This is a genomic window from Aquimonas sp., from assembly GCF_044377145.1.
Classification (GTDB): domain Bacteria; phylum Pseudomonadota; class Gammaproteobacteria; order Xanthomonadales; family Xanthomonadaceae; genus Aquimonas.
On record NZ_JBILJQ010000099.1, the window covers coordinates 1 to 14,993 of the forward strand.

The following is a 14,993-nucleotide window of genomic DNA, read 5'->3' on the forward strand; positions in this document are numbered from 1 at the left end:
GCCCGCGCCGACCAGCTGCACCACGCCGAAGGCAATGACGAGCTCGACTGGTTCGCGCCGATCGTGGCCGATGCCGAGGCCGGCTTCGGCGGCGTGCTGAACGCCTTCGAGCTGATGAAGGCGATGATCGAGGCCGGCGCCGCCGGGGTGCACTTCGAGGACCAGTTGGCCTCGGTCAAGAAGTGCGGCCACATGGGCGGCAAGGTGCTGGTGCCGACCCGCGAGGCGGTGGAGAAGTTGAACGCCGCGCGTCTGGCCGCCGACATCATGGGCGTGCCGACCTTGATCGTTGCCCGCACCGATGCCGAAGCCGCCGACCTGCTGACCTCGGACATCGACGCCAATGACATCGCCTTCTGCACCGGCGAGCGCACGGTCGAAGGCTTCTACAAGACCAACAACGGTCTCGATCAAGCGATCAGCCGTGGCCTGGCCTATGCGCCCTACGCCGATCTGGTCTGGTGCGAAACCGGCAAGCCGGATCTGGAGTTCGCGCGCAAGTTCGCTGAGGCCATCCACGCCAAGTTCCCCGGCAAGATGCTGGCCTACAACTGCTCGCCCAGCTTCAACTGGAAGAAGAACCTCGACGACGCCACCATCGCCAAGTTCCAGAAGGAAATCGCGACCTACGGCTACAAGTTCCAGTTCATCACCCTGGCCGGCTTCCACAGCCTGAACTACTCGATGTTCAACTTGGCCTACGGCTACGCGCGCAATCAGATGAGTGCGTTCGTGGAGCTGCAGGAAGCCGAGTTCGCGGCCGCCGAGCGCGGCTTCACCGCGGTCAAGCACCAGCGCGAAGTCGGCACCGGCTACTTCGACACCGTCACCCAGACCATTCAGGGCGGGCAGAGCTCGACCACCGCATTGAAGGGTTCCACGGAAGAAGAGCAGTTCCACGACGACGCCAAGCGCTCGGCCGCCTGAGCCTGCTAACACCGCGTAATCCGGCGAAGGGCGTCCGTGATGGGCGCCCTTCGCCGTTGTGGGTGCCGACAAGGGCTCAGGCTTGGTCGGAGAATTTGCATTCTGCGGACCGCGGATCTTCCCCTGCGGATTCTGCTTGCTAGAATCCCCGGCCACCTTTCGAACCTGCCAGCGACCGTCCGCCCGTGTGCGAATGGCCCGCTGTTCCGCAGTGTTTGAACCTGCCGCCGGAGCCCGCCCGTGAATCTTGTCGCCTTGCGCACCGAGTCCAGTCCGATCGAGGACGCACCCGATGCCGAGGTCGCGTCTGCGGGTTCACCCTTGCGCGGCGCGGTGACCCGCGCGGTGTCGCGCTACCTGAAGGATATGGACGATCACGCCGCCGGTGACCTGCATGCGCTGTTGATGGCCGAGGTCGAGGCGCCGATGCTGGCCGAGGTGATGCGGCACTGCGACGGCAAGCAGGTGCGTGCCGCCGAAGTGCTTGGCATCAATCGCGCCACCCTGCGCAAGAAGCTGCGTCAATACGGCTTGGCTTGAAGCCCGCCCCACACCCTCCCGCGCCGCGCGCTTGAGGTGCGGCGCGAGTCCTTCGACTCCCCCGACTCCCCGAGCCCCGCATGACTGCCACGCTGCAACCGATTCGTCGCGCCCTGCTTTCTGTCTCCGACAAGACCGGCCTGCTGCCGTTGGCCGCCGCCTTGGCCACAGCGGGTGTCGAGCTGCTGTCGACCGGCGGCACCGCGCGTGCCCTGCGTGAGGCGGGCCTCAAGGTGCGCGATGTGTCCGACCTGACCGGTTTTCCCGAGATCATGGACGGCCGGGTCAAGACCCTGCATCCGCGCGTGCACGGTGGTCTGTTGGGTCGCGAAGACATCGACGCTGCGGTGATGGCCGAGCACGGCATCGCGCCGATCGATCTGCTGGTCGTCAATCTCTATCCGTTCGAAGCCACCGTCGCCAGGGTCGACTGCAGCTATGAGGACGCGGTCGAGAACATCGATATCGGCGGCCCGGCGATGCTGCGCGCAGCAGCCAAGAACCACGCCCGCGTCAGCGTGGTGGTCGATCCGGCCGACTATGCGCGGATCGAGGCCGCGCTTGCCGCCGGCGGCACCGAGGCCGCGCTGCGCCGCGAGCTGGCCAGCAAGACCTACGCACACACCGCCCACTACGACGGTCGCATCGCCGAGTGGCTGTCGCAGCGCGCCGCCGATGTCGAACAACCCAGCGCGTGGCCGAGCACACTGCATCTGTCGCTGAAGCACGCGGCGAGCCTGCGCTACGGCGAGAACCCGCATCAGCGTGGCGCGTTGTTCGTCGAGCCGGGCGCCGGCCCCGGTCGGGTCGCCACCGCGCGCTTTCTGCAGGGCAAGGAGCTGTCCTACAACAATCTCGCCGACGCCGATGCCGCACTCGAATGCGTGCGTCAGTTCGAGGCGCCGGCCTGTGTGGTCGTCAAGCATGCGAACCCCTGCGGCGTCGCCGTGGCCGAGTCGCTGCTGGCCGCCTATGACCTCGCCTATGCGACCGACCCGACCTCGGCCTTCGGCGGCATCATCGCCTTCAACCGTGCACTGGATGCGGCGACTGCCGCCGAGATCGTGCGCCGGCAGTTTGTCGAAGTGGTGCTGGCGCCGAGCGTCGACGCCGCGGCCCTGGCGGAGTTTGCGAAGAAGCCGAACGTTCGCGTGCTCGCCTGTGGCGATCTCAGCGGTGCCTTGGTCGGCCTCGAATACAAGCGCATCAACGGCGGCCTGCTGGTGCAGGATGCCGACACCGATACGCTGGGCGCCGCCGACCTGCGCTGCGTCAGCGCGCGCCAGCCGGACGCGCAGGAACTCGCCGATCTGCTGTTCGCGTGGAAGGTGGCGATGTACGTGAAGTCGAACGCGATCGTGTATGCGCGTGACCAACGCAGCATCGGCATCGGCGCCGGCCAGATGAGTCGCGTCGTCAGCGCCCGGATTGCCGGCCTGAAGGCCGAGGAAGCCGGCTTGGCGGTGCCAGGCGCGGTGATGGCCTCCGACGCCTTCTTTCCGTTCCGCGATGGCATCGACGCCGCTGCCGCCGTCGGCATCCGCGCGGTGATCCAGCCGGGCGGCTCGATGCGCGACAACGAAGTGATCCAGGCCGCGGACGAACACGGCATGGCGATGGTGTTCACTGGCCGCCGCCACTTCCGGCACTGATCCAACACGAGGTCTGCATCCAGGCAGATCGCGAGCGGACATCTGCGCCATCGACAATGGCTGATTCGAGCCCCTCTCCCCTGGTGGGAGAGGGGTTGGGGAGAGGGGGAAGGTGCTGGCACAGACCGATGTGCCCCTCTCTACCGGCCCCGCGCCCACGGAGGGAGTGGGCAGACAGGTGTCGAGCACGCGTCTCGCGCCCACACGATACGCATTCGAGGAGAGTGGCATGAAGGTTCTGGTGATTGGTGGCGGTGGGCGTGAACACGCGCTGGCGTGGAAGCTGGCGCAGTCGAAACGGGTCAGCGAGGTGCTGGTGGCGCCGGGCAATGCCGGCACTGCGCGCGAGCCACGCTGCCGCAATGTGGCGATCGCGGCGACCGACATCGACGGCCTGCTGGAACTGGCCCGGCGCGAGAGCGTTTCGTTGACCGTGGTCGGCCCCGAGGCGCCGCTGGTGGCCGGCGTGGTCGATCGCTTCAGCGCGGCTGGCCTGCGCTGCTTCGGCCCAAAGCGCATCGCCGCCCAGCTCGAAGGCAGCAAGGCCTTCGCCAAGGATTTTCTGGCCCGGCACAACATTCCGACCGCGTACTACGGCGTGTTCACCGAACTCAAGCCCGCGCTGGCCTATCTGCACAAGGTCGGCGCGCCGATCGTGGTCAAGGCCGATGGGCTTGCCGCCGGCAAGGGCGTGGTGGTTGCGCTGACCCTGGCCGATGCCGAGCGGGCCCTGCACGACATGCTCGGTGCGCAGTCGCTGGGTGAGGCCTCGGCGCGGGTGGTGATCGAGGAATTCCTGGAAGGCGAAGAGGCCAGCTACATCGCCCTCTGCGACGGCAAGCACTACCTGCCGATGGCGACTTCGCAGGATCACAAGCGCCGCGACGAAGGCGACCTCGGCCCGAACACCGGTGGCATGGGCGCGTACTCGCCAGCACCGGTAGTGACACCCGAAATCGACGCCCGCATCCGCGCCGGAGTGATCGAACCGACCCTGGCCGCGATGGCCGCCGAGGGCGCGCCCTTCAGTGGTTTTCTCTACGCCGGGGTGATGATCGACAAGGCCGGCATGCCGAAGGTGCTGGAGTTCAACGTGCGTTTCGGCGACCCGGAAACCCAGCCGATCATGCTGCGGCTGCGCTCGGACCTGGCCGAGCTGATCGAGACCGCGCTCGACGGCAAATTGGACCAGATCACGGTCGACTGGGACCCTCGGCCCTCGATCGGCGTGGTGCTGGCGGCCGAAGGCTACCCGGCGCGACCGCGCGGTGGCGATGTGATCGAAGGCCTCGACAACACCCTGCCGGTGGACGCGCAGGTGTTCCACTCCGGAACACTCGCGCGCGACAGCGATGTGCTGACCGCCGGTGGCCGCGTGCTGACCGTGTGTGCACTGGGCGAAACGGTGGCGAAGGCGGCCGAGCGCGCGTACACGGTAGCGCGCGGGATCCGCTTCAAGGGCGGCTTCTATCGCCGCGATATCGGCTACCGCGCGATCGCGCGCGAGCGCGGCGCGGTCTGAGAGCTGCGATCGGGCGAAGCACCAGACCCGGGCATCCCTGCCCGAGTTGGGCCTGCCGCCGGGCACGCCGCATCCTGTGTCGTGCCCGTCTTCGTCCCTGAAGTTGGCGGATGCCCACATCCGCCGCGGGCCCGTGTCCTTGGGGCCCGCACGCACAACCCCGGCCCCTTGGTTCGATGCCGCGATGGCCCGCCGGTGCCAGCTCAGGAGCGTGAGATTCCGCCCTCGATCGCGCTGCCATCGAGAAAACTGCGTTCACCGAGTGCTCGCGGCTGTACGCCAGATCGAGCGGCTCCTCCGGAGCGCGATGCGCCATCCAGCGCACCGCCAAGCGGGCCTATACCGAACTGCGTCGCCGGGCTGACGTATGCGCGTCCGCATCGCCGAAATCGACGCGCTTGACTACCGCGGCTTGGGCGCGGTCCGGCCCGGACTGCTGTGCTTCCTGCCGAACCTCGGCGGCGTCCTTCTTGGGGGCCGACGGCGCAGATTCGGGGCAGAAGCCCGCAGAAAGCAGAGCCATCACCAGGGCAATGGCCTCAAGCGTGAGCTGGTGCAGCACTTCGATCACGTGGTTCAACATGGTGGCGGTTCGCTGGGCTGTGGTCGTATCAGGCCTTAAGCAGAACGCGTGCCAACTTTTTTTAACAATTAAATCAAACAGTTGAGTATTCTTTGCCTGTCCGTGGGCATTCGCAGTGTCCGCCTGCGCGGACACCCGCGGCGAACAGCTCCGAGCTGCGGACCACTTGCATGCCGCTGCATACGTCTGCGAACAGGCTGGAACATGCGGGTGTGCGCCGACACAATAGCCGCCCACTGAGCAGCGATCGACAAGGAGACTTCATGGCCACCGTGGTTGAAGCACGCGTTCCCGATATCGGCAGCCACTCCGGCGTTCCTGTGATCGAGCTGTTGGTGTCGGTGGGTGATCGCGTGAAGAAGGATCAGGGTCTGGTCACGCTGGAGTCCGACAAAGCCACCATGGAAGTGCCCTGTTCGGAGGCCGGCGTGGTGAAGGAACTGAAGGTCAAACTGGGCGACAGCCTGTCCGAGGGCATGGTGGTCGCTCTGATCGAGGTTGATGCCGCCGGCGCCGCTGCGCCCGCGCCGGCTGCGACGCCCGCCAAGGTCGAAGCGCCGGCCAGAGTCGAGGCCGTGGCAGCGACACCGACCGCAGCAGCGGCCAAGGTAGAAGCTCCTGCCAAGTCCGAAACGCCGCCACCGGCAGCCGCTGAGCCCACCCGCACACCGCCGGTCAGCTTCAGCGCAGCGTCCGTGCTGCCGCAGAACGTTCCCCATGCCAGCCCGGCGGTGCGCCTGTATGCACGCGAGCTCGGAGTCGATCTGGCCAAGGTCAGCGGCCAGGGCCGCAAGGGCCGGATCACCCGCGAAGACGTCAATGCCTTCGTCAAGCAGGCGCTGGCGCGGCCGGCTGTCGCAGCCACTGCCGGTGCTGGCGGCGGCCTCAACCTGCTGCCCTGGCCGAAGGTCGACTTCGCCAAGTTCGGCGCAGTCGAAGCGCAGCCGCTGTCGCGAATCAAGAAGATCTCCGGCGCCAACCTGGCGCGCAACTGGGCGATGATTCCGCACGTCACCCAGTTCGAGCAGGCCGACATCACCGAGATGGAGGCCTTCCGCAAGCGCATGGGTGAAGAGAACCCGAACCAGAAAGTCACCCCGCTGGTGTTCATGATCAAGGCCGCGGTGGCGGCGCTGAAGGCGTTCCCGAGCTTCAACGCCTCGCTCGATGAAACCGCCGAGAACCTGATCTACAAGAAGTATTTCCACATCGGCATCGCGGTCGATACGCCGGATGGCCTGGTGGTGCCGGTGATCCGCGACGCCGACTCCAAGGGCCTGCTGCAGCTGGCCGCCGAGCTCGGCGAGATATCCAAGAAGGCGCGCGACAAGAAGCTCGGCCCGGCCGACATGTCGGGCGGCTGCTTCTCGATCTCCAGCCTGGGCGGGATCGGCGGTACCAGTTTCACCCCGATCATCAACGCGCCTGAAGTCGCGATCCTCGGCGTGTCGAAGAGCAGCCTGCAGCCGGTCTGGAATGGCAAGGAATTCGAGCCGCGGCTGATGCTGCCGCTGTCGCTGTCCTACGACCATCGTGTCATCGACGGTGCCGAAGCCGCGCGTTTTGCCAGCTTCTTTGCCAAGCAGCTGGGCGACATCCGCCGCCTGCTGCTGTAAGCACTGCATCTCCCCGCAACCCAGTCCGCCAGCACGCCGAGTTCTCGCTTCGGCACGCTGGCGGCTGCTTGCGCGCTTGCCCTTGAGCTGAACGCAGCTCCTGCGGGCCCGCTCCCGGCGGCAAGCACCTCGGAACGCCGGCGGCGACTCCACACTGCGCTGCCGTCCGCCTGCACGTAGCTCGTTGAGCGGCCGCAGCGCCCGCCGTGGTGCCGGGCCCGGATCGAACGTGGTGTCCCGCCCACGTCATCGTCGCGGCGCTGAAGAATCACTCACATTTGCGGGCTTGCAGCGGATTCCCGTCGGCCATGACTAGAGGCATACTCAGGGCGCGTTCAGATCCGGACGGTCGCAGACGGTCTGGAGACGGAACGCCTCTCGCCGGGGGCACCGCAGGTGCTCAGGCAGGCGTGGGAACGATGTCCAACGTGCCGGAAGGAACGCCCGGTACAGGGGTCGCAGTGTGATCGGAACGCCGGGGGGCGTATCCGCACGCAGGCCGCCGGCGCGTGGCGTCGAAACATGTAGTGCTGCGTTATCACTCAATTCAAGCGGGGAACGACCGATGAACATGAATATGCGAGGGGGAATTCGCACCCATCAGCTTGCGCGCGCACTGCGCGTGGCATTGATGGGCGGCCATGGCAGCCGGGCTGGTCTGGGCCGGCGGGGCGATGGCGGCGACCGCTGCGGGGGCCCAGGATTCCGCGGCGGAGACCAGCGACGACGCGACCACGCTGGAAGTCATCTCGGTGCTGGGCTCGCGCAAGCAGCCGCGCACTGAGGCCGGTTCGGCGGTGCCGATCGACATCATCAGCGGCGAAGAATTCCACAACCAGGGCCTGACCGACGTACTCGACCAGATCCGCACGGTGGTTCCGTCGCTGAACGTCAACCAGCAGCCGATCAGCGACGCTGCCACCCTGGTGCGTCCGGCCAATCTGCGCGGCCTGCCGCCGGACAGCACCCTGGTGCTGCTCAACGGCAAGCGACGCCATCGGTCGGCGGTGATCACCTTCCTCGGCAGCGGTCTGTCCGACGGCTCGCAAGGTCCGGATCTGTCAGTGTTTCCGTCGATCGGCCTGGGCCAGGTGGAAGTGCTGCGCGATGGCGCGGCGGCCCAGTACGGCTCGGATGCGATCGCCGGCGTCATCAACTTCAACCTGAAGTCCGCTTCTTCGGGCGGCGCGCTTGAGGTCATGAGCGGCCAGCACTACGAGGGTGACGGCACCACCGGGCAGATCGCCGGCAACATCGGCCTGCCGCTGACGCCACAGGGCTTCGCCAACTTGAGCTTCGAGTACCGCGAAGCCGATTCGACCAGTCGCAGCGTGCAGCGCGGCGACGCAGCGGCAGTGACCGCCAGCGGCAACCCGAACGTGCGCAACCCCGCACAGATCTGGGGCAGCCCGGAAGTCAATCGCGACTTCAAGCTGGCCGCGAATCTGGGCCTTGAGCTCAGCGAGGACATGGACTGGTACCTGTTCGGCAACACCGCCTCGCGCGACATCGACGGCGGTTTCTACTACCGCAACCCGACCTCGCGTGCTGGCGTGTTCTCGAACGATGGCGGCGCGAGCCTGCTGATCGGTGATCTCACCGGCGCCGGTTGCCCGCGCATCGCCCTGCGCGGCGCCGGCGGTGCGCTGGTGCCCTTCAGCACCGTCAATGCGCAAGTCGGCGCCTTGCCGGCCAACTGCTTCAGCTTCTTCGATGATTATCCGGGTGGTTTCACCCCGCGCTTCGGCGGCAACGTCGGCGACAGCTCGCTCGTGACCGGTGTGCGCGGCACCACCGCCAGCGGCCTGCGCTACGACGTCAGCGGTTCGCTCGGCCGCAGCGAGGTCGACTTCTACATCTACAACACCGTCAATGCTTCGCTTGGGCCGAACCAACCGGCGGGCAACCGCTTCAACCCGGGCGGGTACCAGCAGACCGAAACCAACTTCAATATCGATCTGGTCAAGGTGGTCGATGCGGCCTGGACCGAGTACGGCCTCAGCGTCGCTGGCGGCCTGGAGTGGCGCGAGGAGACTTTCGAGGCCTTCAACGGCGACCAGGCCAGCTTCGAGATTGGCCCGCTGGCCTCGCAGGGCTTCTCGATCGGCTCGAACGGCTTCCCCGGTTTCAGCCCGCGCGATGCCGGCAGCTGGAGCCGCGCCAACTGGGCGACCTATGTCGACATCGAGGGTGATCTCCACGAGCGCCTGATGCTGGCTGCGGCGGTGCGCTACGAGGATTACGAGGACTTCGGCACCACCACCAACTGGAAGTTCACCGGCCGCTTCCAAGCCACCGATACGCTGGCTTTGCGCGCTGCGGTCAGCACCGGTTTCCGCGCGCCGACCCCCGGCCAGGGCAATGTGCGCGCGGTCACCACCCAGTTCCTCGGTGGCGAGCTGCGAGATACCGCCACCCTGCCGCCGACCAATCCGATCGCCGCGCGTTTTGGCGGTAAGCCGCTGCAGCCGGAGGAGTCGTTCAACATCTCGTTTGGCGCCGTGTACAGCAACAACGACTGGCTGTTCACTGCCGACTACTACCAGATCAAAGTTGAAGACCGGATCGCCCAGAGCCAGAACTTCACGCTCAGCGCTGCTGACCGCGCGGCCCTGGTCGCACAGGGTGTGCAGGAGGCGATCAGCCTCGACAGCGTGCGCTTCTTCATCAACGACTTCGACACCAAAACCCGCGGCGTCGATCTGGTCGGCAGCTACGAGAGCGATCACTTCGGCGGCACCACCAACTACGCGTTGGCGATGAATTTCAACCGTACCGAGGTCACCGACTTCACCCCGTCGATCATTGGCGCGGCGCGGGTGCAGATTCTCGAAGACGCGCTGCCGGGGACCAAGGGCAGCTTCACCATCAACCACTCGCGTCAGAGCTGGCACGCATTGACCCGCTTCAACTACTACGGCTCGTTCTACGAGGACCACGTCGACAGCGGCTGCGTGAACGGTCCGGACTGTCTGCCGATCTACGGCGGCAGCGCCTTCCTCGTCGATGTCGAGGTCGGCTACAAGTTCACGAATGGCATGTTCGTGAACATCGGCGCGCAGAACGTGTTCGACAAGGAGCCCGAGCTGAACCCGTATGGTGAGGATGTGGTGGGTGCGAAGTTCCCGCCGCTGACGCCGTATGGCTTCAACGGCGGCTTCTACTACGCGCGCGTGGGCTACCGCTTCTGAGCCCAGCACCGGCGGCGAAGCCAAGGGCTTCGCCGCCGGTTCGTGCCGCGCCCCGCTTGTACCCCAATCCCGCGCGCTGGCAGCATGCGCGGATGAACGCAGCCATCGAACCCGAGCTGAGCATCGCCCGCGAGCCTGTGCATCTGCGCGGCATCCTGGCCCTGCAGCAGCGCAACCTGCACACCCGCCTGAGCGCCGATCAGCAGGCCCAGTCCGGTTTCGTGTATGCCGAACACGACGAAGCCCTGCTGGCAAAAATGGCCGCCAGCGTGCCGCAGGCGATTGCCCTGCACGCCGGTGAGGTGATCGGCTACAGCCTGGCGATGGCGCCCTCGATGCAGCACTTCCTGCCCACCCTGGCGCCGATGTTCGACCAGTTCGCACGCATGCAGCTGGCCGGCCGCTGGCTGTCCGACTACCGCTATGTGGTCGGCGGGCAGGTCTGCGTCGACGCCGCCTGGCGCGGTCGTGGCCTGATCGGGCGGCTGTATGCGCAGACCCGCGACAGTGTCGATCCGGCGATCGAGCTGTGCCTGACCGAGATCGCGCTGCGCAATGAGGTTTCACTGCGCGCGCATCTGCGTCTCGGCTTCATCGAGGTCGGTCGCTATGCCGATGCCGGTGAGAACTGGGCTGTGGTTGCCTGGCCCTGGCGGGGCTCGCGCTGATCGACGTTGCCCGATTGCAGCACGAACCCGGTCTGCGAGCTCGACGCTCGGCCACGTCTGAGTCCCATGTGCTTCGGGCGCTGACCCGACATTCGGCGCGCCGGCTGCTCGCGGCCGCCTGCGTCGTCGTCGCGGCCTGTGCGCCTGCCCCTGCGCCGCCCTTGGACCACGCCGCCTACGTCTGGCAGCGGCAGTGGACGCCTGCGGTGGCCGCGGCGGTGACCGATCGCACAGCAGACTTCGCCGGCCTGCGCGTGCTGGGCCTGCAGCAGACCGCCGCAGCGCGGGTTGAGACCTCGCCCGATCTGGTTGCCTTGAGCACCCGCGGTTTGCCGGTGCGGGTGGTGCTGCGAATCGAAGGCAGCCGACCGCGCGCGGACGCGGCTGAGCTCGGCGTCGCCATCGCCGGGATCGTGCACCGCTGGCGTGCTGCAGGCGTGCGCGTCGGCGGCGTCGAAGTCGACCACGACTGCGCCAGCGCGGGCCTTGCCGAGTACGCCGCGTGGTTGCCGCGCTTCCGCGCCGCGTTGCCGGCGGATCTGGCGCTGTCGATCACCGCACTGCCGAGCTGGCTGGACAGCCCGGCGGATCTGGCAAAGCTGCGCGCCGCCGCGGATGAAAGCGTGCTGCAGGTGCATGCGCTCGACGCCACCCGGCTGGCCCTGTTCAACCGCGCCGATGCACTGCGCTGGACGCGCGCCTGGCAGGCGCAGGCGCCGCAGCCGTTCCGGGTCGCGCTGCCGGCGTACTCGCTGCGCGTGCAGCTCGCCGCTGATGGTCGTCCGATCGCTGTCGACGCCGAGGGCGGGCTGGATGGCAGCGGTGCCGGCGCCCGTGAACGTCACGCTGACCCGGCCGAAGTCGCCGGCTTTGTGCGCACGCTGCAGAACGAAACGCTGCCCGTGCTACGCGGCCTGCTGTGGTTCCGACTGCCGGTGCAGGGTGACCGCCGCGGCTGGGCGCCGGCGACGCTGGCTGCGGTCATGCGTGGCGATGCGCCTGTCTCGCGGATCGCGTTGCAGTTCATCGACCGCGGCGGCGGTCTGTACGACCTCGCCCTGCACAATCCTGCCGACACCGATGCGCGCGCGCCTGCGCAGCTCGACTTGCCCGTGCACTGCGGCTTGATCGAAGGCCTCGCCAGCTATCGCCTGCAGACCGGCACCACCACCCTGCGCAGCCATGATCCACCCTGGATGAAACCCGCGGCGACCCTCGCGCTGGGCTTCGCTCGCTGCGGGCCGATTGAACCTGCCCGCGGATACGCGCCCGGACCTGAGCGCGCGCCCGCTCGCGTGCCGGAAGCCCTGCCCAAACCCGCAGCCAAACCGTAGGCTGTGCGGCTTGAGGAGAGCGCCGTCCGTGACCAGCCTTCTGAAGCGCGCCGCCATCCAGCACGGAGTTCGCATGTCCACCCGTCTTGTTGCGCGCCATGCGCTTGCCGCTGCGCTGGCGCTGATCAGTCTGCCGAGCCTGGCCTGCGGGCCGGATTTTCCGCTGACCCTGCTGGATCAACGCGGCGCTGTACTGGGCCTGATGCCCGAGGGCAGTTTCGGATTCGAGGCCGCACGGATTGCCAGCCTTGCGGGGCCGCCCCTGCCGGTAGTCGAGGATCGCGGCTGGTCGCCCCCCGAACCGGGCCTGCGTGAGGCGGAGGCGGCCGGACTCAGCGCGGCCGAGCAGGCGCAGGTGCTGCGGATGCGCGCGCAGGACAGCGTCGCCACCGCGCTGGCGGAAGGTGACGGCCTCGCGCCGGCGGTGCTGCACTACAGTGCGGGCGCAGCGGGTTGGCACGCGTCGGACACGCTCGGCGCGATCGAACAGTTCGAACAGGTGCTGGCCTTGCCGGTGGCGGAGCAGGGCACGCGCGGGCCGATGGCGCTGTACATGCTGGGGCGGATCCGCGCGGACGTCGGCGAATTCGATGCCGCCCGTGAACTGTTTGCGCAGCTGCGTTCCGAAGTGCAGGGCGGCCGCGCCGATCCATTGGGGCTGGCGGCCGCAAGCCTGGGCGAAGAAGCGCGCATCGAGTTGAACCAGGGTGACTTGGAACACGCGATCACGCTGTACGCGCAGCAGGCGTCGCTGGGTTCCACCAGTGGCAGCAACTCGCTGATGTTCGTGGTTCGCGATGCCTTGCCCGACCCCGCCAAGCGCGAGCAGCTCATGCAGGGCGAGCACGGTCGCCGTCTGCTGGTCGCCTATCTGTTCGCACGCAGCCACGAGCTGCCCTCGCAGCTGTCCAGCGTGGCAGACACCGGGGCTGAGGGGTTTGATCCTTGGGCGGAGCCGAACCCGCCCGACAGCGCGGCGGTAGTCGAGTTGCTGCAGGCGCTGGGTGCGGTGCTGCCTGCCAACGATCCTGCCCGTGATCGGCTGAGCGCGGTGGCCTACCGCGCCGGCCGTTTCGACGATGCCGGTGCCTTGGTGGGCGATGTGTCGACGCCGCTGGCGCACTGGGTGCGTGCCAAGCTGGCCCTGCGTGCGGGCGATCCGGATGCTGCTGCGGCAGCGTATGCACGGGCAGCCGAGGCCTTCCCTGCGCAGGACAACTGGGGCCCGACGCCGCTGCGCGATCTGGAGGGCGACACTGTCGGCAGTGATGAGCTGAAGCCTGCCTGCCGGGTGCGTGGCGAAGCCGGCACGCTGGCCCTGTCGCGCGGGGATTTCGTGCAGGCGCTGGAGCTGCTGTACGCCGGCGCCGAGCGCTACTGGACCGACACCGCCTACGTCGCCGAGCGCGTCGTCACCGTCGACGAGTTGAAGGCGTTCGTCGAGCGCGTCGCGCCGCAGGCGGGTTCGACCGCCCTGCCCGAACTGGGCGCACCTCGGCAAGCGCATGAGGCGATCCGCGCCCTGCTGGCGCGGCGCCTGCTGCGCGAAGGTCGCGACGATGAGGCGCTGGCATTCATCGATGCCAAGCCCTTGCGCGAGCCCGCCGCGCGCTATGTAGAAGCGCGCGCCGCAAGCCTGGCGGGTGACCCGCTTGATCGCGCCCGCGCCGGCTATGCGGCGGCCGCCATCGCACGCGAACACGGCTTGGAACTGCTTGGCTACGAGGGTGATCCGGACTATGCCGAGTATTCCGGCATGTATGACCTGCACGCCTACCTCGCCTGGGAACGGGGCATCCACGATGACGAGGGCCGGCGACTGGATCTGACGATCGAAGGCGACTGGACCAGCGACGGAGAACGCGCACGTGTGGCCGAAAGCCGCGCGCAGCCGCTGCACCGCTACCACTACCGCGGCCTCGCCGCGAACCTGGCCGAACAGGCCGCAGCACAGCTGCCGCCGCGTTCGCAGGCCTTTGCCGCGGTGATGTGCTCAGCCACACGCTACGTGCTGGACGCCGACCCTGAGCGCGCGCAGCAGCTGTATCGCCGCTACCTGCGCGAAGGCGCCTATGTGCCCTGGGGTGGGCGCTTCGGCCAGGACTGCCCGGCGCCGGATTTCGACAAGGTCGAACGTGAGCTGCACGCGGCCTGGCTGGCACGCATGCAGCGACTGGCCGCATGGACACTGCCGCCGGTGCTGCTGGCGGTGGCGGGTCTGCTGTGGTGGCGGCGTCGGAAGCGCCTGTCGGCAGCGGGTTGAGCGAATCCCTGCAGCCTCGTCCGCCGGGCGGGGCCGATGAGCGCGAGCGGGGTTGGGCCCGGTGACAACTGAGCCTGGTTCGATCCACGCGGCACGCGCTGGTTTCAGCGACGTTCGCCCTGTTCAAGGCTTGCAGTCGGGTTTGCCGGCGCGGGCGAACAGCGCCGACCACACCAGGGCTTGCGGCGCCCCACACCGAGCGACGATCCGCGTCGCTCGGTGCAGGATGGCGCACTAGCCGCCCATACCCAACTCACGAACCTCGACACCCCCGCCCTGCATGCAGGGCATTTTTTCGGCCCAGTTGACAGCTTCCTCGAGGGTGTCGGTTTCGATCAGGTAGTAGCCGCCCAGGTTCTCGCGGGTTTCGGCAAATGGGCCGTCGATCGGGCGGCCGGGCTTGCCGACGGCGAAGCGAACCGTACGGGCGGTGGCGACCGGTTTGAGCTCGGCGCCGCCGCGCAGCACGCCAGCGGCTTCCATCGCATCGCTGTAGGCCTGGTGGCCGGCATAGCAGGCGGCCCAGTCGTCTTCGGTCCAGTTGGCCGCTTCGGCTTCGTCGGCGTAGATCGTAAGCGTCCGCCCACCTCACCTACCTTCCTGACCTGATTCTCCCGACCGTCTCCGGTTTCCCCAACGGAGGAGCGGTCGATGGCGTGTTCGGAGGTGCGGCGATGGCGGGCGCATGTGCGCTCGC

The 14,993-nt window shown here is 67.8% G+C and carries 11 protein-coding genes; 9 read left to right on the forward strand and 2 right to left on the reverse strand.

Annotation, left to right across the window (positions count from 1 at the left end):
* From aceA to purD, 4 genes are all read left to right on the forward strand, one after another.
* On the forward strand, nt 1-927 hold a 927-nt coding region (gene aceA / locus ACIQ7H_RS20085; RefSeq protein WP_395794889.1), incomplete at its 5' end, for an isocitrate lyase.
* Between the two features lie 240 nt (nt 928-1,167).
* Entirely contained in the window at nt 1,168-1,467 is a 300-nt protein-coding gene (locus ACIQ7H_RS20090; RefSeq protein ID WP_395794891.1) for a helix-turn-helix domain-containing protein, read from the forward strand.
* 80 nt (nt 1,468-1,547) lie between these two features.
* Complete coding sequence (purH, locus tag ACIQ7H_RS20095; RefSeq protein WP_395794893.1) at nt 1,548-3,119, forward strand: bifunctional phosphoribosylaminoimidazolecarboxamide formyltransferase/IMP cyclohydrolase; 1,572 nt, start codon at nt 1,548-1,550, stop codon at nt 3,117-3,119.
* A 229-nt stretch (nt 3,120-3,348) separates the two neighbouring features.
* Nucleotides 3,349-4,641 carry a phosphoribosylamine--glycine ligase gene (gene purD / locus ACIQ7H_RS20100; protein ID WP_395794895.1) on the forward strand — a complete coding sequence of 431 codons (1,293 nt, stop codon included), beginning with the start codon at nt 3,349-3,351 and terminating at the stop codon, nt 4,639-4,641.
* A gap of 337 nt (nt 4,642-4,978) precedes the next feature.
* Here purD and ACIQ7H_RS20105 read toward each other — a convergent pair whose 3' ends face one another.
* Entirely contained in the window at nt 4,979-5,224 is a 246-nt protein-coding gene (locus ACIQ7H_RS20105; RefSeq protein ID WP_395794897.1) for a hypothetical protein, read from the reverse strand.
* A gap of 263 nt (nt 5,225-5,487) precedes the next feature.
* Here ACIQ7H_RS20105 and aceF point away from each other — a divergent pair, with 263 nt between their 5' ends.
* From aceF to ACIQ7H_RS20130, 5 genes are all read left to right on the forward strand, one after another.
* The gene (gene aceF / locus ACIQ7H_RS20110) at nt 5,488-6,840 is read left to right on the forward strand and encodes a dihydrolipoyllysine-residue acetyltransferase (protein WP_395794899.1); all 1,353 of its coding nucleotides are present in this window, start codon (nt 5,488-5,490) and stop codon (nt 6,838-6,840) included.
* Nucleotides 6,841-7,481: 641 nt separating this feature from the next.
* Nucleotides 7,482-10,031 carry a TonB-dependent receptor plug domain-containing protein gene (locus tag ACIQ7H_RS20115; RefSeq protein ID WP_395794901.1) on the forward strand — a complete coding sequence of 850 codons (2,550 nt, stop codon included), beginning with the start codon at nt 7,482-7,484 and terminating at the stop codon, nt 10,029-10,031.
* Between the two features lie 92 nt (nt 10,032-10,123).
* Nucleotides 10,124-10,699, forward strand: a complete 576-nt coding sequence (locus ACIQ7H_RS20120) for a hypothetical protein (RefSeq protein WP_395794903.1) — start codon at nt 10,124-10,126, stop codon at nt 10,697-10,699.
* Between the two features lie 161 nt (nt 10,700-10,860).
* A complete protein-coding gene (locus ACIQ7H_RS20125; RefSeq protein ID WP_395794905.1) occupies nt 10,861-12,033 on the forward strand; it encodes a DUF3142 domain-containing protein in 1,173 nt (390 codons plus the stop codon).
* Between the two features lie 73 nt (nt 12,034-12,106).
* Nucleotides 12,107-14,296 carry a hypothetical protein gene (locus tag ACIQ7H_RS20130; protein ID WP_395794907.1) on the forward strand — a complete coding sequence of 730 codons (2,190 nt, stop codon included), beginning with the start codon at nt 12,107-12,109 and terminating at the stop codon, nt 14,294-14,296.
* Between the two features lie 234 nt (nt 14,297-14,530).
* Here the strand turns inward: ACIQ7H_RS20130 and ACIQ7H_RS20135 are convergent, their stop codons facing one another.
* Nucleotides 14,531-14,866: a YciI family protein gene (locus ACIQ7H_RS20135; protein ID WP_395794909.1), complete on the reverse strand. Its 336-nt coding sequence runs from the start codon at nt 14,864-14,866 to the stop codon at nt 14,531-14,533.
* Nucleotides 14,867-14,993 lie beyond the last annotated feature (127 nt).

Bases quoted from the DNA above. Each gene is read 5' to 3' on its own strand.
- ACIQ7H_RS20130 (WP_395794907.1), top strand. From the start codon at position 12,107: ATGTCCACCCGTCTTGTTGCGCGCCATGCGCTTGCCGCTGCGCTGGCG.
- ACIQ7H_RS20105 (WP_395794897.1), bottom strand. From the start codon at position 5,224: ATGTTGAACCACGTGATCGAAGTGCTGCACCAGCTCACGCTTGAGGCC.
- ACIQ7H_RS20120 (WP_395794903.1), top strand. From the start codon at position 10,124: ATGAACGCAGCCATCGAACCCGAGCTGAGCATCGCCCGCGAGCCTGTG.
- purD (WP_395794895.1), top strand. From the start codon at position 3,349: ATGAAGGTTCTGGTGATTGGTGGCGGTGGGCGTGAACACGCGCTGGCG.
- ACIQ7H_RS20115 (WP_395794901.1), top strand. From the start codon at position 7,482: ATGGCAGCCGGGCTGGTCTGGGCCGGCGGGGCGATGGCGGCGACCGCT.
- purH (WP_395794893.1), top strand. From the start codon at position 1,548: ATGACTGCCACGCTGCAACCGATTCGTCGCGCCCTGCTTTCTGTCTCC.
- aceF (WP_395794899.1), top strand. From the start codon at position 5,488: ATGGCCACCGTGGTTGAAGCACGCGTTCCCGATATCGGCAGCCACTCC.